Consider the following 23,086-nt stretch of genomic DNA (forward strand, 5'->3'; position numbering starts at 1 on the left):
CATTTTAATAAAAAAACAATGAGAAAGCTAATCTTTTTAGCCCTAACGGGCATCGCTATGTGCTTAAATCAGGCAAAAGCACAAGACAATTCAAACAAAGTTTATGATTTTGTGTCTGTTGAAAAACAGCCGGCGTTTCCGGGCGGCATTTCAAATTTCTATAGATACTTAAGCCATGAAATTAAATACCCTGAAGCTGCAAAGCGGAATAATACAAAGGGCAAGGTCTTCGCCTCTTTTATAGTCGAAAAAAATGGCACCTTAGCCGATATTCAGATCATCAGAAGCCTTTCACCAGAAACGGATAAAGAAGCAGTACGGGTACTGAACAAGTCGCCCCGGTGGAACCCGGCCTTGCAAAACGGAATACCCGTAAGGGTAAAATACAACATGGCTATTAATTTCGCCTTGAAGTAAAACCAGTTTATATTAATGCTCTCCAAGCACAAAACCCCAGCAAAAATTGCCGGGGTTTTATGTTTTCTCTCCTGTCTCGGAAGACTAAATTTAGAAAAATTTTAATGTATATGCAAATATTACAGAATAAAATTTCTAAATACGCAAAACTTTAATATGCAAACATAAGATTATTACGACTTTCGCAAACTTTTATTTCGAGACCGCTTTGTTGTGCAAGGTTTCGGTTTTAAATTATAAAGTTTCATATGTTTTCATAACAGCGGGAAAATGTTAAATATGTATCTGTTTTAGTCGTTAGTATGCTAACAAATCATTAAAATTTATTCATTATTTATTCTTGGTCTATTAACCAGTATTAGCCTGATAATGTGTCTTAAACAGCTATTTTATCTATTTTATGATTAGTTTGTAGTTCCCTTTAAAACTAAAAAGCCTCCACATTGTGGAGGCTCAAGAACCCTGCGGTTAAGCTGGGTGCACAGTATATTTTTTAAACGGTTTCTTCTGAAATAAATTTTGCAGATGCAAAATCGCGGTTCATACGAGCGATGTTTTCCAAAGAGATTCCTTTAGGGCATTCGGCTTCGCACGCACCAGTATTGGTACAGTTACCAAAACCTTCAGCATCCATTTGCGCAACCATGCTCTGCACCCTGCGGTAACGCTCTGGCTGACCTTGTGGTAATAATGCCAACTGAGAGATTTTAGCTGATACGAATAACATTGCTGAAGCATTTTTACAGGTTGCCACACAAGCACCGCAACCAATACAAGCTGCGGCTTCGAAAGCAGCATCTGCCTGCATTTTAGGGATTGGCAAGTTGTTCGCATCTTGCGCATTACCTGTGTTTACCGAAATAAAGCCACCAGCAGCAATAACTCTATCGAATGCAGAACGATCTACGGTTAAATCTTTTACTACCGGAAAAGCTGCTGCCCTCCAAGGCTCAACAACAATGGTATCGCCATCTTTGAAAGAACGCATATGCAACTGGCAGGTAGTAACCAAATCTTTTGGTCCGTGTGGACGGCCGTTGATAAACATCGAGCACATTCCGCAGATCCCTTCGCGGCAATCATGATCGAATACCACTGGCTCTTCACCTTTATTTATTAATTGTTCGTTTAATACATCGAACATCTCTAAGAAAGACATATCCGGTGAAATATCGGCCAATTTATAATCTACCAAAGCACCTTTGGCATTGTTATTTTTTTGACGCCAAACTTTTAGCGTTAAGTTCATATTTCCTGTACTCATGATATTGAGATTTAAGTATCAAGTAACGAGCACCAAGTATCAAGATTAATTCAAGTCTTGATACTTGATACTTACGTCTTGCTACTATTTATAACTTCTTTGTGCTACTTTAATATTTTCAAACTTCAGCTCTTCTTTGTGAAGTTCGAAGTTTACACCTTCTTTAAATTCCCACGCGGCTACGTAAGCATAATTCTCATCATCACGTAGTGCTTCACCTTCTTCTGTCTGATACTCTTCACGGAAGTGACCACCACAACTTTCGTTACGGTTTAATGCATCAATACACATCAACTCGCCCAGCTCGATAAAATCGGCAACGCGACCAGCTTTTTCCAATTCGGTGTTTAACTCATCAGCTGTTCCAGGTACACGAACATCGCTCCAGAATTCAGCACGTAAGGCTCTGATTTCCTGAATTGCTTCATTTAAACCTTTTGCGTTACGGGCCATACCACATTTCTCCCACATGATGTGACCTAAACGTTTGTGGAAATGATCTACCGACTTAGTTCCTTTAATATTGATCAGTGTATTTAAAATACCAACTGCTCTTTCTTCAGCCTCTACAAAGGCAGGGTGATCAGTAGGAATTGCTTTTACCGAAATCTCTTTTGATAAGTAAGCACCAATGGTGTAAGGAAGAACGAAATAACCATCAGCTAAACCTTGCATCAAAGCAGATGCACCTAAACGGTTGGCTCCGTGATCTGAGAAGTTAGCCTCGCCTGTACAGTATAAACCAGGTACCGATGTCATTAAGTTATAATCAACCCATAAACCACCCATGGTATAGTGAACCGCAGGATAAATACGCATTGGTGTTTCGTAAGGATTTTCGCCGGTAATCTGCGCATACATATCGAATAGATTACCATATTTTTCCTTAATTACTGCAGTACCTAAGCGCATACAGGTTTCTTTATCAGGATTGTGGTTACCCGCTTTGGCAGCTTCGATTTTTCCGTAACGTTCTGTATTGGCTTTAAAATCTAAGTATACTGCTAACTTAGAAGCACCTACTCCATAACCTGCATCGCAACGCTCTTTTGCAGCACGGGAGGCCACATCACGAGGAACTAAGTTACCGAAAGCAGGGTAACGGCGCTCTAAATAATAATCTCTTTCATCTTCAGGAATTTCTGAAGCTTTACGGTTATCATCTTTCTTTTTAGGAACCCAGATACGTCCATCGTTACGCAACGACTCAGACATTAGGGTTAATTTAGACTGGTGATCGCCAGAAACCGGGATACAAGTTGGGTGGATCTGTGTGTAACATGGGTTTGCAAAATAAGCACCTTGTTTGTGTGCTTTCCATGCTGCAGTAACATTACTTCCCATCGCGTTGGTAGAAAGATAGAATACGTTACCGTAACCACCTGTTCCCAATACCACTGCATGACCGAAATGGCGCTCGATTTCTCCTGTAATTAAGTTACGTGCAATAATACCACGTGCTTTGCCATCGATTTTAACAACTTCAAGCATTTCGTGGCGGGTATACATTTCTACTTTACCCATACCAATCTGGCGTTCTAAAGCAGAATATGCACCTAATAATAACTGTTGACCAGTTTGACCAGCTGCATAAAAAGTACGTTGTACCTGTGTACCACCGAACGAGCGGTTATCTAACAAACCACCGTACTCACGTGCTAAAGGCACACCCTGAGCCACACACTGATCTATAATGTTGGCACTCACTTCGGCCAAACGATGCACATTGGCTTCGCGGGCACGATAATCGCCACCTTTAATTGTATCGTAAAAAAGGCGATAAACGCTATCACCATCATTCTGATAGTTTTTTGCTGCATTGATACCACCCTGAGCAGCAATTGAGTGTGCTCTACGTGGTGAATCCTGGAAGCAGAAACATTTTACTTTGTAACCCATTTCGGCCAAAGTAGCCGCTGCCGAAGCACCCGCTAAACCTGAACCTACTATGATTACTTCAATAGTTCTTTTGTTCGATGGGTTAACCAAAGGCACAGAAGACTTATATTTTGTCCATTTGCTGGTTAATTCGCCTTCTGGAATATTTGAATTAATATCTGACATATCTTTTGTGCTAAAAATTATTGAATAAGACCGAAATAAACTGCAATCGGCATGGCTGCGAAAAGGATCGAAATAATAACCGAATACCAAACGCCAGCTCCTTTAATTATACCGTTATATTTTGAGTGGTTCCATCCTAATGTTTGGAATGCGGAAGCAAAACCATGCAATAAGTGGTAGCATAAAGAAAACATAGCAAGAATATATACAACAACCCTTACCGGATCCTGAAATTTCTCTTTCATTACCGCATAAAGATCTTCATGTCCGCTGGCATCAACCGTTGGGATTCCTGTAAAACGGGAAACTACCCAGAAATCTTTCAGGTGAACGACCAGAAAGATCAGCAAAAGCGTACCCAGCAAGCCCATAGAACGGCTGTACCATTTACTGTTTGCCTTACCATCGTTTACGGCATATTTAACCGGGCGTGCTTTTTGATTTTCCAACGTTAAACGCAACGCCTGAAAAATGTGCGCAAGCAAACCAATAAACAACACAATCTCGCCAGCCCGGATAATCCAGTTGGTGGCCATAAAATGTGCGCCTACGTTAAATGTTAAACCACCGTCGTTAATAAATATTAAAGCATTAATACCGCAGTGTACAATTAAAAAAAGTATCAGGAACAAACCTGTAATACCCATGATGAATTTCTTCCCTATTGAAGAAGAAAATGCATTTCCGAAACCACTCATTTGATTAGGATTTATATCTAAATTTCTTGCAAAAGTATCTAATTATGAGTTTAATTTATAAACGAATATGACAAAACAACGATAAAACATTTATTTAGAAACATTCTAAAGCATATTCGGAAGAAAGTTAAAGAACATCTACCTTTTTATACGTAGAATGCTACTAACATGGGATTTTCAAAGTGCAGTAAAAACATCAATTCTAAAAATTAATGAGGCGAATATTTTAAAATGCGGTAAGAATTGACTCAAATTAATTCTATCTTAACATCAATTTAATTAAGCTATGAAAAGAATCCTCATTATTATATTTAGCTGTTTTTCTCTCCCGATAATGGCACAACAAATCACTTATCAAGAATGGAAAGCTGCAGCCAAAGAGGAAATCAGGTTATTGCCCAAATACGGAGGGGCAAAAAAAACACCCGCTCAACTAGAATCAGATGAGAACTTCAAAACAACAACTTTAACAAATGAACCCGATCGGCGCAAAGCATCAGATTATTTAATAAAAAGAGGATTTGATTTTTATTATAAAGGCGATTTAAAAACAGCAATGTTTAGGTTTAACCAGGCCTGGCTAATAGATCCAACTAACGAAAATGTGAATTGGGCATTTGGGGCTATATATGCTTTTTTTAACGATTATGAGAATACGCTGAAGCAGTATGACGAAGGTTTAAAACTTAACCCTAAAAGTTCAAATATATTAACGGATAAAGCCACTGTTTTCGCTACAAAATATAGCAATGGCAGAAACAAAAAAGATCTCGATACTGCACTTTCTTTATATAAACAATCTTACCTTATCGATTCGGAGAATCAAAATACACTGTTTAAAATATCTGCCCTTTACTTTCTTATCGATGATTGCGCTAACGCAAAAAGATATTTTAATGAGTGCAAAAAACTTGGTGGTAAGCCAATTCCAGCTGACTATGATGTTGCGCTCAAAAGTAAATGTAAGTAGACTTATACCTCATTTTTGATAAAACGTTTATAATTTCAACTTGGCAAAAAAACAACTAAGTTTTTCGTTATATTGCAATAGCAAATTGTTAATATGAAAAAACAGCTCTATTTACTTACTTTATTAGCGGGCCTCTTCGCTTCTTGCGATCCAGCTCCTGCTACATTTAATTTCGAAACCAAAAACTTTGGCCCAAATGCCGTCATTACCATTCAAAGCGCTGAAAAGGGCGAGACACTGAAAGTTGAAAACATTACCAATAGCGATCAGACTTTTAAAATCAATATCCCAATAAAAGGCTATGCCACTCTAAGAACTGAGGATGGCAGTCGCACTGGAGAATACTACTTCTATCTTGATAAAGGCAGCTTCAAAGGCGTTCTTGATGGAAAAAATCCTAGCATTTATCCATTAAAGAGCGTTCCGGACACAGAGGGTGAAGAATTTATCGATTTCTACAAACTAACGGGCAATATGAGTAAAAACATACTCGATAGTTTGAACATTGCAGAACAAGAGCTGGATCAGGCTAACCAGAGCAACATTATGGAGAAAGCTCAAAAAGCAGATCGGTGGAGAGCGAAACAGCTTCAGCTTAAACTGGAAATTATCAGGGCTTTTGCCAAAAAGTATCCCAGCTCAACGCACACACTTTTTTTATTAGAACGCTTAGGAACGGTAGAATCAGAAGCGAAGCACTACCTGTCAATCTTTAATGGCTTAGATAAAAAAGTTCAGGAAAGTAAAAAGGGGAAAAGTCTTTTAGCTGAAATTACACAGGCCAACCAAATGATGGCAGGAAGTAAAATGCCAAATATTGAAGGAGAAAATATCGAAGGAAATAAATTCGATTTAAAAGTATTAAAAAAGATAAATCTGGTAACCTTTTGGGCATCATATAGTGGCAAGAGCCGCAGAGACAACCAAACACTGACTTCACTTTACGAAAAATACAAGAATAAGGATGTTGAATTTATAAGCGTATCATTTGATAAGAAGCGCGATTCGTGGCTTAAAACGATAAAACAAGATAAGTTAATCTGGCCACAATATGCCGATTTTAAAGGTTCCGAATCGCCAAATGCAAAAAACTTAAGCAATTACAACGTTACCTACTTCTTTTTAGTGGATAAAAACGGCACTGTATTAACCAACAATGATCTTTCTTTAGATTTTGTTGACAGTGAAATCAGCAAAAATTTGGCAGGCAGATAAAGGTGAGGATCGACAATTCAAAAGTTGGTTCCACAAAAAAAGTCCCGATTTGCATCGGGACTTTTTACGATTTATGTGTTTGAGTTTTCTTAAGCTACTTTAACATTTACCGCGTTTAGGCCTTTTCTACCTTCTTCTACATCGTAGTTTACGGTATCATTCTCGCGAATGTTATCGATTAAGCCTGAAGCATGAACAAAAATTTCGGCATCGCCATTAGATGGAGTGATAAATCCGAAACCTTTAGTTTCATTAAAAAATTTTACTGTTCCTTGTTGCATTGTATTGTATTTTAATTTGTTTCAAAGATAGAGTTAAATCCCTATAAATCAATTTTTTATTTTTTTATTATGTAAATAATGCTAAATATATTGATAATTTGCCATTTAAGCCCGATTTAGCGACCCGATTTATTCTTTCATTGCTCGATGTACCGTCCAATTTTATCAATAAAGCACGTTCAAAACAGTCCGTTACCTCTACTTTTCTACCTAAAAAAAGCAAATACCAATCCAACATATAATTTCCGTCGTAATCAATACGGGCTATTTGGAAAGAAATCATGTTAAGTTAACTATAAACCAGGTTTTCGTGCTGCTCATAATTTACCATCAGATTTTCGGTAATTTTCACCACTAATGTTTCGTTTTCTTTACCATTATAACTTAAGATTAACAGATCGCCAATGATTTCGTGTAAAATTAATTTCGGGCTGGTATAGGTGATCGATACCACATGCGCTGCTTTATTTAACAGATCTGAAGTGTAAATATGTAATTCGGCCCAATCGAAAAGGATCGGATGATCTTCTAAATCGTTTAAAACAGGCATTTTATTTGCTAAGGCAGCAATGCTGTTCATTACGGCGTACTGAAGTTTTTGGTGTAATGCGTTTGCCTTTTCGCTGGCTTGCTGCATCTGAGAAAAGGTATGTGCCTGCTCATCTAAGCGGTATATTTTTGATCTTTTTTGAAATTCTTTGTAAGTATCGTGAAATATCCGTCTTTCAAAATCTGTTCTGCACATGAAATTGAAATATTGTTTTACGCTGAGGTTAATGCTAGCTAAAGCCATAATATTCGGTTTTTGTTGCTGATTCAAATATGGGACAATAAAAAAAATTAATTTATAGCGTATCGGTAAACGCTGATTATCAATCGGTAAATAGCGAAACTAAATCTTGATTATGAAAAACGGATGAATATTGGTTTGAGTACAGGGATTTGGCTGAACATCCCGATATTTAAGGTATTTTAACATTTAGAGATTTTCTGAAGGGGCAACTTGAGCGTAGTCGAAGCATAGCCTTATTATTAGAAAACGTAGCTGTAGTAGTTCTTGGCGGTTTGCAGTCCCGCCATTCGTTTAGTCCCGATGAAACCTGTCAAACAAGCAAGCACACCATAAAAAAGCAAAAAATAGTGCTTAAATCGGGAGCTGTCGCTATTGTCGGGTTTAAGAATAAGGGTTTTTATACCCTGCAACCCAAAAAATGAAATGCTGTGTGGCCAGCTCGCCCCGGTTGAAGCGACACCCTGCAGCAACGAGGTACGAGGCAGCAAAGCGTATAAGCGTAAACGGGAACGCATTTATTGCTATGTACCAAGCCTTGCGCTCCAAACATGAAAATTAAATTGGGTTTTTAAATGTGAAGATAACGGTCTTCGACTACACTCTCCACAGGAGTCCTTTGGACAGACTGACAACCACGGCGCCTAACTTTAACTTAATCACACGGCCTTCTTGGCTAAAAATACAATCTAGTAGTTTATAGCTCAAACTATTAATTAGCGGCAAGATGCGACCGATCGCCAATTTCATTTTTTTAAAACAGTTTAATTTCCAGCAGGTTATTAATATACAAAATAGGTATAACCAAAACTTTTACGATATGGAAACGAGAAACAACCATGGTTTAATCCAGGCTTTACTAGATTGCGCGCTAGCTTGCGAACATTGTGCATCGTCCTGCTTAAAAGAAGAAGACATCAACATGATGATTGACTGCATTAAACTAGATCGGGATTGCGCAGATATTTGCATCCAGGCAGCCCGGTTATTGCAAAGAGATTCAATTGTCGGGCATCAATATTTACTACTCTGTGAAGAAATATGCAGGCTTTGTGCAGCCGAATGTAGCAAACACGATCATGAACATTGCAGACAATGCGCTGTTGCCTGCGAGGAATGTGCAGATGCCTGCCATGCCAATCACGAACCAATCCATCAGGATTAAAAAAAAGCGTCCCGATTTAAATCGGGACGCTTTTAAAACTATTTTTTATCAGATCAATTACTGCGCTGGGAAGCTATAGTTATAAGAACCTTGCTCGCCAACACCAGAAATACTCACCATGTTGTTCCTGCCTAAAGGCAATGCTTTTTGTACATCGGCTACAGAATTTACAGGTTGCCCATTCACTTTGGTAATGATTAAACCCTTTTCTACACCAATATTATCAAATGCTTTTCCTGTGGTTACAGAGGTTACAACAACACCACTATTAATGCCATATTTCGATTTCTGTGCTTGAGTAGCAGGAGCAAAAGTTGCACCTAATTTCGAAACCTCAGCGCCTTTGCTTGTTGCATTTTTGGCTGTAAGACCTACACTAGCTTCTCCTTTTAAGGTTACAGTGTAATCTTTAAGTGCACCATCGCGTAATACAGTTAATTTAACCTTATCGCCCGGATTTAAACGGCCAACTCTTTCCTGAAGATCAGGAGAATCGTTGATTACTACGCCATCAACTTTTTTGATTACATCACCTGATTTAATGCCTGCTGCTGCAGCACCGCCACCGGCAACTACATCATTCACATATAAACCGCTTATTTCGTTGGTTTTAATACCTTCAGGTTTATCTTCACCACTTAGCGGTACAAAGTTAACGCCGATATAACCACGTTTAACCGAGCCGTATTTCATAAAATCATCAACAATTTTACGGGCAAGATTAACTGGAATTGCAAATCCATAACCTTGATTGTATCCGCTTTGCGATGCAATTGCTGAGTTAATACCTACCAATTCGCCATTTGCGTTTACAAGCGCACCACCGCTGTTGCCTGGGTTAATGGCTGCATCGGTTTGGATAAATGATTCGATACTGGTATTTGCCGGACGATCTGGCCTTTTACCCGTACGTTGGTATTCGCGATACTCCTCTTCAGTAATTTCGTTGCCTTGTTGCTCGCGACCAATAATACCAATACTACGGTTTTTCGCACTTACAATACCAGCTGTTACCGTAGTATTTAAATCTAGCGGGAAACCAACTGCTAAAACCCATTCTCCAACCTGTACATTATCTGAGTTACCCATTTTTACAACAGGTAAACCAGTTGCATTTACTTTAATCAAAGCCAAATCGGTATTCGGATCGCGACCAATTACTTTTGCCTCAACTTTACGTCTGTCTGTTAAAACCACCTCTACCTTCTCTGCATTTTCTACCACGTGGTTATTGGTTACGATATAACCGTCCTGACTAATAATTACGCCAGAACCCGATGCCGCTCTAGGCTGACGTTGCATCTGACGGCCACCGCCACCGAAGAAATCTTCCATCATATCAAATGGAGAAGAGCTTCTACCACCGCCGCTTTGTGCCGCATATGTAGTTTTAATGTGAACTACACCAGGTGCAACAGCTGCTGCCGCCTGCGTAAAATCTGTTGTTCCCGCTGATGATACTTTAAGCGGATTGTTTGCGAAGTACAAGTTCTGTTTTTCAGTAATAGTACTGCCAGTTTGGTTACGCTCAAATAGTTTGTAACCCCCAATTGCTGCTGCCCCACCTATAAAAGCAGCCAACACGGTAATTCCTAATATTTTTTTCATGTGTTTGTATATTGTTTTTTAATGGTCATGAAGCTATTAAAAGCTTAGTATTGCTTTTAATGGTTTCATGTGTTAATATGTGTTTATATTTATATATTATTTTAAAGCCATGAATTATTACAAGCTGATTTGCTAGCTAATTGTTTGGTTAGCTTATAATATTCATTGTTAAATGTATTACTTGCAAGAGCACTTTCACTTTGATTTAAGCAGAATGCTCCAGCAGTTTTTATCTGCTCAAATTTTCTTTTGTAAGTTTACTCAAAATTAATACCATATAAACGATATTTGCACCCTCAGAGCACTTAGTTTTGTGTTAAAAAATGTTAAATTAAAAAGCACAAACCACTAATTACCTTTTGCAACTCAAATATTGCATTAAAAAATGAAGCTTTCATGAAAATTAATTTCTTTAAATACCAGGGCGCAGGCAACGATTTTATTTTAATAGACCACACGATGAGTCCGTTAAAAAATATTGATAATCAATTAGTTGAACAACTATGCCATAGAAGATTTGGCATTGGTGCCGATGGATTAATGTTTATTACCAAACATGAGGATTATGATTTTGAGATGCATTATTTTAACGCTGACGGTAAGCTGGGCAGCATGTGCGGAAATGGTGGCAGATGTATTGTTGCCTTTGCCAAACAACTCGGAATCATCGATCGCGAAACAAACTTTTTGGCAGTAGACGGCCCACATTATGCCAGAATTTCAGAAAATGGCGAATGGGTTGATTTACAAATGATTGATGTAGATACCATTACCAAAGATGGTGAGGCTTATGTACTGAACACTGGCTCGCCTCATTATGTTGCTTTACAAAGCGGTTTAAAAGACTTTGATGTTTTTACTGAAGGGAAAAACGTCCGTTACAATGGAACTTATGCAGAAAAGGGCATAAATGTAAACTTTGTAGAAGATAAAGGTGATCATTTATTTGTGCGTACCTACGAGCGCGGTGTTGAAGATGAAACTTATGCCTGTGGTACTGGAGTAACCGCGGTTGCCATGGCCATGGCGAAACACAAAGACCAAACCGGTCATATTAAAACAGCCATTAAAGTTTTGGGTGGTGATATTAAAATAGAATTCGATTACGATGGTAAGGAATTTACCAATGTATTTTTATGCGGCCCGGCCAAACTGGTTTTTGAGGGAGAAGTGGAGTAGTTTTCATAGAAACTTATTTTACTTTAAGACCATTTATCGTCCTCGTTTATAACGAGGACGTATGAGATTAGCGATTTCATCGCCTTCTTTAAATCTCACTTTTCATAAGAGCTTATGGGAGATTTATAATCCAATTACAGATAAATATTTCTCCGCATTACAAATGCGGTTTTCATTCATCCTCGTTACAAACGAGGACTATTGTCAGGAATGGAATAATCTTCTTTTCAAACCTCATAGGTTTAGCGCTAACTGAACACTTCGTGTAAAACAGACACTATCCATGTATTTTATTGCCTAAAATAGGCAACATTTATTCAAAAAAAATCGTATATTTCCTTTAGATTTAACAGCTTTTAACATCTGTCGCAAGATATTTACACACTGTTTTTTATGCCAAAAAATACGACAACACAATCTTTAACAGTACTTTAAAGGAAATCCGACAGGTTTTCAATCGCAAAATAAATCAATCGATTGATTAAATGACAGAATTCGGACAGATTTATTTTTTTTTAGGCTCTATTTTTGGGCATTTATTGGCGAAAATCGAAGTCCTATATTTTTTGACAACGCCCTTAATTCCGGAAATTTAAATTTAAACACACAGAAATACCCATGAGAAAAGTAACAACTCTCTTTTTTAGCGTAAGCATTGGTATGCTTCTAGCGTCCTGCGGAAATAACGATGCAGCTAAAAAAGCTGCCGCTGCAGCCGCAGCTGGTCCACAAGCTTACCCTGTTTTTACAGTAACCACACAAAATACAACATTAGATTCTGATTATCCAGCAACAATTGAAGGTATTCAAAACATCGATATCCGTCCGAAAGTTGATGGTTTCATTGAAAAAATATTGGTTGATGAGGGTGCTGTAGTTAAGAAAGGTCAATTGCTTTTCACCATTAATGCACCACAGTACGAGCAACAGGTTAGGACAGCACGAGCTGCAATTAGCAGCGCCGAAGCTGATGTAAATGCTGCCCAGCTAACAGTAAACAAAACCAAACCCCTGGTAGAAAAAGATATCATTAGCAAATATGACTTGGATGCAGCGCAGCTTACGCTCCAAAGCAGAAAAGCTGCATTGGCACAAGCAAAAGCAGAATTGGTAAATGCACAGGTTAATTTAGGTTATACTTCGATTACCAGCCCTGTTGATGGTGTAGTGGGCAGTATCCCTTTCAGAAATGGAAGTTTAGTGAGCAGCAGCAGTACGCAACCGTTAACTACTGTTTCTAATACCTCTAAGGTTTACGCCTATTTCTCATTAAATGAGAAACAGCTTTTAGATTTTTCTAATACCTACAAAGGCAATACGCTTGCACAGCAAATGAAAAACATTCCTCCGGTGAGCTTGGTTCTTGCTGACGGAACAGTTTATGCACAGAATGGCAAAATCGAATCGATCAACGGGCAGATTAATACCAGCACCGGCTCGGCAAGTTTAAGGGCAACCTTCCCTAATCCGGTTTTCTTATTAAAAAATGGTGCTAGTGCATCGGTTAGAATTCCACAGCATGTTGAAAATGCAATTTTAGTTCCTCAAAAATCAACTATCGATTTACAGGGCAAGAAATTCGTCTATATTTTAGGCGATTCGGCTAAGGTGGTCAATACCCAAATTGAAGTGATGGAATTGGCCAAAGGTAATTTCTATGTGGTTACCAAAGGACTTAAAGCTGGCGATAAAGTTATTTTAGAAGGCTTTCAATCGTTAAAAGACGGGACTAAAATTAAACCTGAGGTAAAAAACACCGATTCAGTTTATGCTGAAATAAAAAAATAACAATATAGTCAGTGCAATCACACTACATCAGTGTAATCCATATTAATTATGTTTAAGAAATTTATAGATAGGCCCGTTTTATCAACAGTCATATCCATTATAATTGTAATATTAGGTGTATTAGGCCTTGTAACTTTACCCATCTCTCAATACCCCGAAATTGCACCGCCAACCGTTCAGGTATCGGCTTCGTACCAAGGGGCAAATGCCGATGTGGTAATGAGTAGTGTTGTTGTTCCGCTGGAAGAGCAGATAAATGGTGTGGAAGACATGACCTACATGACTTCTAGTGCCAGTAATGATGGTACTGCAACCATTACCGTTAACTTTAAATTGGGTACAAATGCCGATTTAGCAGCGGTTAACGTGCAGAACCGTGTAGCCAGGGCAACCAGTTTATTACCTGCAGAGGTAACCAGATCGGGTGTAATTACAGCAAAGAGACAGGCGAGTAACTTACTTATTTTTGCCATTTACAGCGATGATCCATCATACGATCAGAAGTTTTTGCAGAATTATGCCAACATCAACATCATCCCTGAAATTAAAAGGATTAGCGGTGTGGGTGATGCAAGTGCGTTTGGTACTTTAGATTACACCATGCGTATCTGGCTTAAGCCAGAAGTAATGGCCGTTTATGGTCTGGTACCAAATGATGTAAGTGTAGCCTTGGCTGAGCAAAACATCGAAGCTGCACCAGGTCAGTTTGGTGAGCAGGGAAATCAGGCTTTTCAATACACCTTAAAATATAGTGGCCGTTTAAAAACGGAAACTGAGTTTAGCAACATCATTATTAAGGCGGATGCAAACGGACAGATTCTTCGCCTAAAAGATGTGGCCAGGATAGAACTTGGTGCGCAAAGTTATGCCAGTTATGTGAAGTTTAACGGCAAACCTGCTTTAGGTATCGCCATTAGTCAAACAGCGGGTTCGAATGCGAAAGAAGTAATCGAAAACTCGATCAAAACTTTAGATAAAGCCGCAACTTCTTTCCCTAAAGGTGTTCATTACGAAACCGTAGTTAACGTAAATAACTTCTTGGATGCCTCAATCGAAAAGGTAATCCACACCTTGATTGAAGCATTCATTTTGGTGTTCTTAGTGGTATTTATTTTCCTACAGGATTTCCGTTCAACCTTAATACCTGCAATTAGTGTTCCGGTGGCTATTATCGGTACCTTTTTCTTCCTGAGTCTGTTCGGTTTTACCATCAACCTGTTAACCTTATTTGCATTGGTACTGGCCATCGGTATTGTGGTGGATGATGCCATTGTGGTGGTTGAGGCCGTACATGCCAAGCTGGATGCGGGTTACAAAGACCCTAAAAAGGCAACGAAAGATGCGATGGATGATATTAGTGGTGCGATTATTTCGATTACACTGGTAATGGCGGCGGTATTTATCCCGGTAAGTTTTATCCAGGGTTCGTCGGGTGTATTTTATAAACAATTCGGTTTAACACTGGCTATTGCGATTATTTTATCGGCGATCAATGCCTTAACATTAAGTCCGGCACTATGTGCGATGTTCTTAAAACCGCACGCAGAAGATCACGAAAAAAGCAAAAATTTCTTGCAACGTTTTTATACTGCTTTCAATACTTCATTTGATGCCGTAACGCAAAAGTATAAACGCTCTGTTGGCTTCTTAGGCAAAAAAAGGTGGCTTGCAGGTTTAGGAATTGCTGTTTTCGCAGTGGTGTTAGTGTGGATTATGAATACAACGCCTAAAGGTTTCGTGCCAAACGAAGATTTAGGAACGGTTTTCTCTGATATTTCATTACCACCTTCTACGTCACAGGAAGAAACCGATAAAATTATTGTAAAAATCAATGATATTGTAAGTAAGGTGCCAGAAGTAGAAGCTACATTTAGGGTTGTTGGCCGAAGTTTGATCAGCGGATCGGGTAGTTCTTATGGTATGGTTATCGCCAGGCTTAAACCATGGGATAAACGTAAGCGTGATGTTAAAGCCATTATTGGTGAATTATTTGCAAAAGCATCCAGCATTAAAGGTGCGAAGGTAATTTTCTTTGCTCCGCCAACCATTCAGGGTTTTGGTACCGGTGGTGGTTTCGAGTTCCAGTTACAGGATAAAACCGGTGGCGACATCAAAAAATTCAACGAAGTGGGTAATGCATTTTTAGCCGCATTGAGTAAACGCCCTGAAATCCAATATGCATCAACCTCGTTCAACCCGAATTTTCCACAATATCAGATCGATGTAAATGTGGCAAAAGTGAAACAAGCTGGCCTAACGGTTAGTGATGTGTTGGGTGTTTTGCAAGGTTATTATGGTGGTGTTTATGCATCAAACTTTAATAAATTTGGTAAACAGTACAGGGTAATGTACCAGGCAGATGCCAAATACCGTGCAAATCAGCAAAGTTTAACCAGTATTTATGTACGTAATTCGAGTGGTACAATGGCTCCTATTTCTGAGTTTATCACTTTAGAAAAAGTTTACGGACCACAGGCTATTTCACGTTTCAATTTGTATACCTCAATTGCAGTTACGGGTAACCCGAATGCAGGATTTAGTTCTGGTGATGCCATTAAAGCGATTCAGGAAGAAGCCGCAATTCATCTTCCAGCAGGTTATGGATATGAGTTCTCCGGTTTATCGCGTGAAGAAGTAAGCAGTGGCAGTCAGACAATTTTTATCTTTCTACTTTGCGTTGTCTTCGTATATTTCCTGCTTTCGGCTCAGTACGAAAGTTATATCTTACCATTAGCGGTATTGTTTTCGCTGCCAATTGGTTTAGCCGGAGTATTCATCTTTGATAAGATATTTGGTGTAGATAATAACATCTATACGCAGATTACCTTGATCATGCTTGTGGGGCTACTGGCAAAGAATGCCATTTTAATTGTAGAGTACGCGGTAGACAGGCGACGAAAGGGAATGAGTATTATTAATTCGGCTATTGACGGTGCAACTGCCCGTTTACGTCCGATCTTGATGACCTCTTTTGCCTTTATCCTGGGTTTATTGCCTTTAATGTTATCATCAGGTGTTGGTGCAGCAGGTAATACTTCAATTGGTACCGGAGCTGTAGGCGGTATGTTAATCGGTACTATATTCGGCGTGTTTGTAATCCCGGCCTTGTTCATTGTTTTCCAAACCTTACAGGAAAAAATCAGTAGCAGTTCTCCTTTTGAGGAAGGCATTGATCGCGAACAAACAGAAGAAGAGTACGAGTTAGCGGTTAACCGTCCACATTAATTTTAAAACCATGAAATTTAGATATAAGCATTCCATTTTTATCGGTGTAGCCATCCTCAGCCTAAGCGCCTGCGTAACTAAAAAATACGAGCGCCCACAACTTAAGAGCGAAGGTTTATACCGTGATAACAATAGTACCGATACAACCACCATTGCCGACGTACAATGGAAAACGTTGTTTTCAGACACCACTTTACAATCGCTGATCCAACAGGGGATAAATGAAAATTTAGACCTGAAACAGGCCATCGAGCGCATTAAAATTGCGGAAGCAACACTCATACAAAGTCGTGGCGCATTATTGCCAAGCTTACAGGCTGATGTAAACGTAGCGGATAATAAACAATCGCAGGCCTCCTTAAACTTTCCTCCTGGGATTAACATTAATTTAGAAACCCAAACCTATAAAGCACAGTTGAGCACCAGCTGGGAAGCTGATATTTGGGGGAAATTAAGCAGTGCAAAGCGTGGTGCTTACGCTACTTTATTACAAAGTGATGCAGCAAAACGCGCTGTTCAAACACAGTTAATTGCTACCATTGCTAATAATTATTACGCTTTATTGGCCCTTGATAAACAATTGGCCATTACCGAGCAGACGATTAAGGTTAGAACACAGGATGTTGAAACCATGAAAGCCTTAAAACAAGGTGCCGTAGTTAATGGCGCGGCTGTTGTACAGAGTGAAGCCAATTTATACGCAGCTCAGGTAACCTTGCCCGATTTGAAAAGAAGCATTAAAGAGGCTGAAAATGCATTAAGTGTTTTAGTGGCTAAAGCGCCGAATGCGATTAACCGCACTACCTTAGATCAGCAGACCCCTTATGCTAATTTACAAACCGGCGTTTCTGCACAATTGTTAAAAAACCGCCCGGATGTAATAGCTGCTGAATTTGGTTTCAGATCGGCTTTCGAAAACACAAACGTAGCAAAAGCTTATTTTTATCCTGCGTTAACCATTACAGCAACAGGCGGCTTATCAAGCTTACAATTACAGGATTTCTTCAGCAAATCTATCTTCTATAATTTGGTGGGTGGTTTAACGCAGCCAATTTTTGCTAAAGGCGCAAACAAAGCACGTTTAAAAACAGCCGAAGCGAATCAGCAGATTGCTTTTTACAACTTTCAACAAACGCTGCTAACCGGTGGACAAGAAGTATCGAATGCTTTGTACGCTTACCAAACAGCTTCGGAAAAAGAGGCAACTAGGGCAAAACAAATTGCTTCATTAACCAAAGCAGTAGATTTTACCAAAGAATTATTGCGCTACAGTTCGGCAACAAACTATACTGACGTTTTAACTTCAGAACAAAGTTTATTAACAGCACAATTAAGTGGAATTAATGATCGATTACAAAAACTACAATCGGTGGTAAACCTATACCGCGCATTAGGCGGTGGCTGGAAATAAACAATAATTAACAAACTTTTAAGGCATTCTGATTTTCAGGATGCCTTTTTTGTTTGGGCCAATTCGCAAATAGCATTACAATTTGGTCAATCGCGATAATAAAAACGAGCATATGCTTAGTCAAGCGCTCAATTATTTTCAGAAAAATAATGTACGTTTGTTTCACTAAAACGCTAGCCACTAAATAGTTTATTTGTATTTTGGCTGCACCAAACAATTTTATGCGCTTCTCAAAACTGCTAGCCCTATTTATCGGCTTATTTTTCTGCAATAATATATATGCTCAAACTTATGTAGTAACCAGTAATGCCGATAGCGGCCCTGGAACACTAAGGGAAGGATTAACACAAGCGGCTGTAGCCAATAGGGTAACTACTTTTACTATTAACTTCAATTTACCGGGCACGCCTAGCGACAATGCCAACCGTACCATTAGGTTACGTTCGGCATTACCTGTGGTTTCTTCAAATGTAGTAATCGATGGCACCTCGCAGGCTGCGTGGCCAGCACTTGGTGTTTCGGGTGCGAAAGTAATTTTGGAGCCTGAGTATCCAAACACTACGTTTCCCGGATTGGTTATCGGCCAGTCATCAACCACGCAGATCCAAACTACTGGCGTTGAGGTTTATGGCTTATACATCCGTAATTTTGCTACGATCAATAACTTACAGAATGTAAATATGGCTCAGGGCTCGGGAATTGTAATCGATTATCGTGCAAATAATATTACCATCGGTGCTCCAAATAAAGGAAATGTTATTGGAGGGAACATTAACGGTATTATTGTACAGAACAGCTATTATTTTAATACCATCACCGCTACTAAAATCAAGATCCAATCGAACTTAATCGGGGTGATATATGATGGAATAACACCAAACACCAATGTTTTTGGTATTTCGGCCAATTTATACGATAGTGCACTAGACGTCGGTGGTGATAATCCTGGTGAAGGAAACGTAATTGCCGCAAACCGGATTAATGTAGATATTACCCGGTCATCGTACTCCACCAATGCAAGGTTTGATGTTAACGTGATCAATAATAAAATCGGGGTCGATTATACAGGTAAAAAAGATTTTCATGAATTACCGATATTTCTTTCTTCCTCCGCTTTAGAAATTGCAGGTTTAAAGGTCAATGCGGTAAATACGGCACTTTATGTGCGCAATAATATTATCGGCGGAAACAGAACTACAGGGGTTTCGATCACCAACTCTGATTTTATTTTAACCGGTAATGCCATTGGTACCGATGCTGCCGGAGCTGTAGTGATGAGCAATGGAATTGGCGTAAAAATAGAGTTGGGTGCAGGAGGAACCATTGGCGGCGCAACACCTGCCGAAGCAAACTTAATTGCCAACAACAATTTCGGTGTCGAAACGGTATCTTCAAAGCCCGTAAAAATCACCAGGAACAGTTTCTTTTGCAACAAGACATTCGGCATCGGAAAAACCCTATCAATCCTTCAACCCTACATTCAGGTGCTGAAAAAAAGAAATGATTATGTTTCGGGCAGGGCTACACCCAATTCAGAAGTAGAACTATTTTATACTATAAATTGCCAAGGTATCTGTGAAGGTAAAACCTATATCGCAACAGTACAAGCTGGTAGCGATGGCCGTTGGGAATATAACGGAACCTTGAGCGGAATGGTTACTGCAACAGCCAGCTTATTAAATGCCACCACCTCCCCTTTCTCTACTGCTGAATTATTACCAAATGAGGCGATAGTAGAGCCTGTAACCTGTAATGCCAATGGATCTATCACCATCCCAGAACCCCGTGAAGGTTTTACTTTTAGTTGGGTAAAGATAGAAACAGATGGGAGCCGCGTACCTAAAGGCAATACACAAAGCATCTCCAATTTAGATGTAGGCACCTATGAAGTAACTGTTGATGACGGCTGTAAGGCATTCCCATCAGTGTTTATCATCAAAGATCAGAAGTTAACCAAACCTACTATCCAACCCATTTCTCCCATCTGTGGACAAACCACTTTTACATTTACCGCGGAGGTTTTAAGAGGAAAAGGTGTATTAAAATATGAGTGGATAAATACCGCAACAAATGCTGTTGTAAGCAGAACAAACCCGGCAAATTTACCTGAAGGTACTTACTTCGTAAAAGTATCGGATGAGTCAGTACCAAGCTGCTCACTAGATTCTGATCCGATTACGGTTAAAAGGAAACCAAGAATAATTATTACTAGCACCATCCCACCAAAACATGCTACCTGTGGCAGCCAAAATGGTGCAGTTACCGGTTTAAAAATTACTGATTTTACAGGAACCGTTACTTACAATTGGTACAAACCAGATCCAATTACCGGAGATTTAGGGAATTCAATTTCTTCGACATTGGATTTAGTAAATGTTGAAGGAGGAAATTATAAACTCGTGGTAACCGATGAAGGTGACTGTAACCTCCCTCCTGTTTCTGCTTCTTATTTCATCATTACCGATAATACCATCCAGATTAGCGATGCTTCAATCAAAAAAAATGTAACCTGTAATAGCGACAATGGCGCTTTGGGTGGAATTACACTGACCGATGCTGATGGTTACGAATGGATTGGGCCAGATTTAATCACCATTAAAAAAGGTGCTTATTCTCCTGGAACATCTTTATTGATCGAAAACCTAAAACCTGGTTCTTACAGATTATGGGCCAGTAACAGCAGTTCTACCTGCCCGAGAGTGCCAAGAGATTTTGTGGTAACAGCTGTTGCCCCTCCTGTTTATACCTTTTCGCATCGCGAATCGCCAACCACATGCGGGCTGATCAATGGAAGTATCGACTTAGATTTTAGCTCAGCGCTTCCATACCGATATGAATGGAAAGATCAGGCAGGTAACATCATTTCGAGTACGAAAACAATCAATTCCATTTCGCTTAAAAATTTACCGGGCGGCACTTATACTATGTACGCTTATGACATTAACAACTGTGCTCCTTTTGTTATTGGCCCGTATACAATAGATGTTACGCCGTTGCTGACCATTGTGCCTAAAACCGGGACCCCAGTTAAAGATGGATGTAGTTTACAGAGAGGTTCCGTTACGGGGGTTGAGGTAATTGGTGGTGTACCAGGCTATACTTTTAAGTGGATAAACGAAGCTGACGAAGCTGTTCAATTTACGCAAGACCTAACTAAGATTGGTGCAGGTACCTATCGTTTAGAAGTTTACGACAAAACAGCTTGCGGTTACGCCATTAGCGAGCCTTTCACTATTATCGACGAACCTTTTAAAATTATAGCTCCGATTATCAACGATCTACGCGTTTGTTATGTATCAGATATTGTTTTGCCTGTAATTGCACCAGAAGAAGGCACCTACCAACTCTTCGAAAAAATTGATGATACGAAGCCTTTTTTAGAAAACACCAACGGAATATTCAAATTTAGGGTAGCCAAAACGGCCGATTATTTTGTGAGGAGAAAACTGGGTTCTTGTACAAGCGAGTTTACCAAGGTACATGTAGAAGTAACACACGATAACCTGGAGGTTACCAACACCATGACCCCAAATGGGGATGGCATGAACGATGTTTGGCAAGTGAGGGGTTTACCAGATTTTAAGGGCACCAATATTAAAATCTACACCCGTGGCGGTCAGTTGGTTTACGAATCGATCGGCAATTATACCAAACCTTTTGATGGCCGTTTTAGGGATAAAGAATTACCAGCAGGGGTTTATTATTATGTAATCGATTTGCGTGCCGAATGTAAACCACTTGGTGGCAGTATAACACTTTTACGTTAAAATTGCCTACTTGGACAAACTACCTGATAGCGGTTATTTAATAAAATACCCAGTACAATTTCGTGGGTACCATTATTTACCGAACGTAATCCTGAAGTATTTACATCATAAGAATAACTCAGGTTTACCAGCGATGCAATATTAAATCCTGCTAGAAGCGAAAAAGAATCGTTGTTCCTGAAACTGGTTCCAACCCAAAATTTATCCTTATAGGCAAACTTCAAATTGGCATCGAAAGTAGCTGGAGCGTTGGCCCAATATGAAATCAAACCAGAGGGGATCATTGCAATATCCTCATCGATAAATATTTTATAACCCGCCGTTCCGTAAAAAGTAGCAGACTGGTATGGGCTCGTTTTAACTTGATTATTTACTATACTGCTTTTATTTCCAACCAGCTGTTTTGCTGAAACACCAGCAAAAAATCTTGGACTATACAGCCAAATACCTGCGCCAATATCGGGTCTAATTTTGTTGTTATAATCGGCAGAGAATAAAGGGTCGCCCGATTCATCGGCTATAATTCCGCGCACATCAACACTGATCGATTTAAATCCGCCTGATAAACCAACTGATAAATTTACTTCGTTTGTAAGGCCCAAATGATAGGCGTAGGTTAAATTCACATTGGTCTGCCGAACCAAACCTGCTTTATCCGTCATAGCCACCAGGCCAATTCCATGGTGAGGCTCCGCCGCGGTGTAGCTGTTTACAAAACTTCTGCTCATTGGATTGTCTCCATTCCCGGCAAATGAATTTACATTGCTCCGAACAAAATCTTCGCCAATAGCGGTACTTAAAGAAAGGTATTGTGTACTTGGTGCACCTTCTAAACCGCTCCACTGTTTGCGTAAACCTATTTTTAAATCTGTATAATTATCTATTCCCGATAATGCAGGATTCAGCAGGATATTGTTAAAAATATATTGGGTGCTCCGGGGGATTTCTTGCCCATAGCTACAAAAGAATAAGCAGGCAAACAGAGAGAGCGCGTAAAAAAATTTCATTTAAACCTTAATAGTGATGCGTTAATTGATTGATACTAAAAAGCCTATCAATACAATGGCTAAGATAATAAGTTGTAGCCAATTATAAAGCATTTAATATTTATCTGCCTTTAACTTCAAAATAAGCGTCCCATCCAATAGTAGCAATTAACCATTCTTTTAAATTTCGATAAAAAACTGATACTTTTTATTTCAAAAACCGCTACTTCTTTTTGATGTAACCTCAAAATATTGTAA

16 protein-coding genes are annotated in these 23,086 nt (G+C 39.2%); 9 read left to right on the forward strand and 7 right to left on the reverse strand.

Translation table 11 applies throughout. The features are described 5' to 3' along the window. The first annotated feature begins 18 nt into the window (after positions 1–18). Complete coding sequence (locus LQ227_RS07515; RefSeq protein WP_230142368.1) at positions 19–417, forward strand: energy transducer TonB; 399 nt, start codon at positions 19–21, stop codon at positions 415–417. Positions 418–910: 493 nt separating this feature from the next. Here the strand turns inward: LQ227_RS07515 and LQ227_RS07520 are convergent, their stop codons facing one another. From LQ227_RS07520 to LQ227_RS07530, 3 genes are all read right to left on the reverse strand, one after another. Further along, entirely contained in the window at positions 911–1,681 is a 771-nt protein-coding gene (locus LQ227_RS07520; RefSeq protein WP_029278232.1) for a succinate dehydrogenase/fumarate reductase iron-sulfur subunit, read from the reverse strand. A gap of 84 nt (positions 1,682–1,765) precedes the next feature. Next, positions 1,766–3,745, reverse strand: a complete 1,980-nt coding sequence (locus LQ227_RS07525; protein ID WP_230142369.1) for a fumarate reductase/succinate dehydrogenase flavoprotein subunit — start codon at positions 3,743–3,745, stop codon at positions 1,766–1,768. A gap of 17 nt (positions 3,746–3,762) precedes the next feature. Further along, complete coding sequence (locus tag LQ227_RS07530) at positions 3,763–4,443, reverse strand: succinate dehydrogenase cytochrome b subunit (RefSeq protein ID WP_230142371.1); 681 nt, start codon at positions 4,441–4,443, stop codon at positions 3,763–3,765. A gap of 334 nt (positions 4,444–4,777) precedes the next feature. Between LQ227_RS07530 and LQ227_RS07535 the strand changes: the two genes are divergently transcribed. Further along, entirely contained in the window at positions 4,778–5,413 is a 636-nt protein-coding gene (locus LQ227_RS07535; protein ID WP_230146638.1) for a M48 family metallopeptidase, read from the forward strand. Between the two features lie 93 nt (positions 5,414–5,506). Next, on the forward strand, positions 5,507–6,628 hold the full coding sequence (locus LQ227_RS07540) for a thioredoxin family protein (RefSeq protein WP_230142375.1): 1,122 nt from the start codon (positions 5,507–5,509) through the stop codon (positions 6,626–6,628). Positions 6,629–6,717: 89 nt separating this feature from the next. On the opposite strand, the gene LQ227_RS07545 is transcribed toward LQ227_RS07540, so the two are convergent. Then, on the reverse strand, positions 6,718–6,909 hold the full coding sequence (locus LQ227_RS07545; protein WP_010599638.1) for a cold-shock protein: 192 nt from the start codon (positions 6,907–6,909) through the stop codon (positions 6,718–6,720). A gap of 289 nt (positions 6,910–7,198) precedes the next feature. Continuing rightward, positions 7,199–7,702 carry a hypothetical protein gene (locus tag LQ227_RS07550; RefSeq protein WP_230142380.1) on the reverse strand — a complete coding sequence of 168 codons (504 nt, stop codon included), beginning with the start codon at positions 7,700–7,702 and terminating at the stop codon, positions 7,199–7,201. Between the two features lie 817 nt (positions 7,703–8,519). On the opposite strand from LQ227_RS07550, the gene LQ227_RS07555 reads away from it, so the two are divergent. Continuing rightward, positions 8,520–8,864 (forward strand): four-helix bundle copper-binding protein, encoded by a 345-nt coding sequence (locus LQ227_RS07555; protein ID WP_230142383.1) that lies wholly within the window; start codon positions 8,520–8,522, stop codon positions 8,862–8,864. Between the two features lie 57 nt (positions 8,865–8,921). Here LQ227_RS07555 and LQ227_RS07560 read toward each other — a convergent pair whose 3' ends face one another. Then, on the reverse strand, positions 8,922–10,472 hold the full coding sequence (locus tag LQ227_RS07560; protein WP_230142385.1) for a trypsin-like peptidase domain-containing protein: 1,551 nt from the start codon (positions 10,470–10,472) through the stop codon (positions 8,922–8,924). 396 nt (positions 10,473–10,868) lie between these two features. Between LQ227_RS07560 and dapF the strand changes: the two genes are divergently transcribed. The 5 genes from dapF to LQ227_RS07585 all read left to right on the forward strand — a co-directional run bounded on the left by dapF (position 10,869) and on the right by LQ227_RS07585 (position 21,842). Continuing rightward, the gene (gene dapF / locus LQ227_RS07565) at positions 10,869–11,651 is read left to right on the forward strand and encodes a diaminopimelate epimerase (RefSeq protein WP_230142388.1); all 783 of its coding nucleotides are present in this window, start codon (positions 10,869–10,871) and stop codon (positions 11,649–11,651) included. A gap of 618 nt (positions 11,652–12,269) precedes the next feature. After that, a complete protein-coding gene (locus tag LQ227_RS07570) occupies positions 12,270–13,439 on the forward strand; it encodes an efflux RND transporter periplasmic adaptor subunit (protein WP_230142390.1) in 1,170 nt (389 codons plus the stop codon). Between the two features lie 48 nt (positions 13,440–13,487). Beyond that, positions 13,488–16,664, forward strand: coding sequence for an efflux RND transporter permease subunit (locus tag LQ227_RS07575; protein ID WP_230142393.1), 3,177 nt, complete (start codon positions 13,488–13,490; stop codon positions 16,662–16,664). Positions 16,665–16,674: 10 nt separating this feature from the next. Then, positions 16,675–18,075: an efflux transporter outer membrane subunit gene (locus tag LQ227_RS07580; protein WP_230148915.1), complete on the forward strand. Its 1,401-nt coding sequence runs from the start codon at positions 16,675–16,677 to the stop codon at positions 18,073–18,075. 221 nt (positions 18,076–18,296) lie between these two features. Beyond that, on the forward strand, positions 18,297–21,842 hold the full coding sequence (locus tag LQ227_RS07585) for a gliding motility-associated C-terminal domain-containing protein (RefSeq protein WP_230148917.1): 3,546 nt from the start codon (positions 18,297–18,299) through the stop codon (positions 21,840–21,842). Here LQ227_RS07585 and LQ227_RS07590 read toward each other — a convergent pair. After that, positions 21,839–22,849 carry a type IX secretion system membrane protein PorP/SprF gene (locus LQ227_RS07590; protein ID WP_230148919.1) on the reverse strand — a complete coding sequence of 337 codons (1,011 nt, stop codon included), beginning with the start codon at positions 22,847–22,849 and terminating at the stop codon, positions 21,839–21,841. The two genes, LQ227_RS07585 and LQ227_RS07590, sit on opposite strands and share 4 nt — an antisense overlap. Positions 22,850–23,086: the final 237 nt, after the last annotated feature.

Origin of the sequence: Pedobacter sp. Bi27 (genome assembly GCF_918698255.1) — a bacterium.
Lineage (GTDB): Bacteria > Bacteroidota > Bacteroidia > Sphingobacteriales > Sphingobacteriaceae > Pedobacter.

Coding starts and splice junctions, on each gene's coding strand:
- LQ227_RS07525 (WP_230142369.1), bottom strand. CDS start 3,745: ATGTCAGATATTAATTCAAATATTCCAGAAGGCGAATTAACCAGCAAA.
- dapF (WP_230142388.1), top strand. CDS start 10,869: ATGAAAATTAATTTCTTTAAATACCAGGGCGCAGGCAACGATTTTATT.
- LQ227_RS07560 (WP_230142385.1), bottom strand. CDS start 10,472: ATGAAAAAAATATTAGGAATTACCGTGTTGGCTGCTTTTATAGGTGGG.
- LQ227_RS07520 (WP_029278232.1), bottom strand. CDS start 1,681: ATGAGTACAGGAAATATGAACTTAACGCTAAAAGTTTGGCGTCAAAAA.
- LQ227_RS07590 (WP_230148919.1), bottom strand. CDS start 22,849: ATGAAATTTTTTTACGCGCTCTCTCTGTTTGCCTGCTTATTCTTTTGT.
- LQ227_RS07555 (WP_230142383.1), top strand. CDS start 8,520: ATGGAAACGAGAAACAACCATGGTTTAATCCAGGCTTTACTAGATTGC.
- LQ227_RS07530 (WP_230142371.1), bottom strand. CDS start 4,443: ATGAGTGGTTTCGGAAATGCATTTTCTTCTTCAATAGGGAAGAAATTC.
- LQ227_RS07545 (WP_010599638.1), bottom strand. CDS start 6,909: ATGCAACAAGGAACAGTAAAATTTTTTAATGAAACTAAAGGTTTCGGA.
- LQ227_RS07515 (WP_230142368.1), top strand. CDS start 19: ATGAGAAAGCTAATCTTTTTAGCCCTAACGGGCATCGCTATGTGCTTA.
- LQ227_RS07550 (WP_230142380.1), bottom strand. CDS start 7,702: ATGGCTTTAGCTAGCATTAACCTCAGCGTAAAACAATATTTCAATTTC.
- LQ227_RS07575 (WP_230142393.1), top strand. CDS start 13,488: ATGTTTAAGAAATTTATAGATAGGCCCGTTTTATCAACAGTCATATCC.
- LQ227_RS07580 (WP_230148915.1), top strand. CDS start 16,675: ATGAAATTTAGATATAAGCATTCCATTTTTATCGGTGTAGCCATCCTC.
- LQ227_RS07535 (WP_230146638.1), top strand. CDS start 4,778: ATGGCACAACAAATCACTTATCAAGAATGGAAAGCTGCAGCCAAAGAG.
- LQ227_RS07585 (WP_230148917.1), top strand. CDS start 18,297: ATGCGCTTCTCAAAACTGCTAGCCCTATTTATCGGCTTATTTTTCTGC.
- LQ227_RS07570 (WP_230142390.1), top strand. CDS start 12,270: ATGAGAAAAGTAACAACTCTCTTTTTTAGCGTAAGCATTGGTATGCTT.
- LQ227_RS07540 (WP_230142375.1), top strand. CDS start 5,507: ATGAAAAAACAGCTCTATTTACTTACTTTATTAGCGGGCCTCTTCGCT.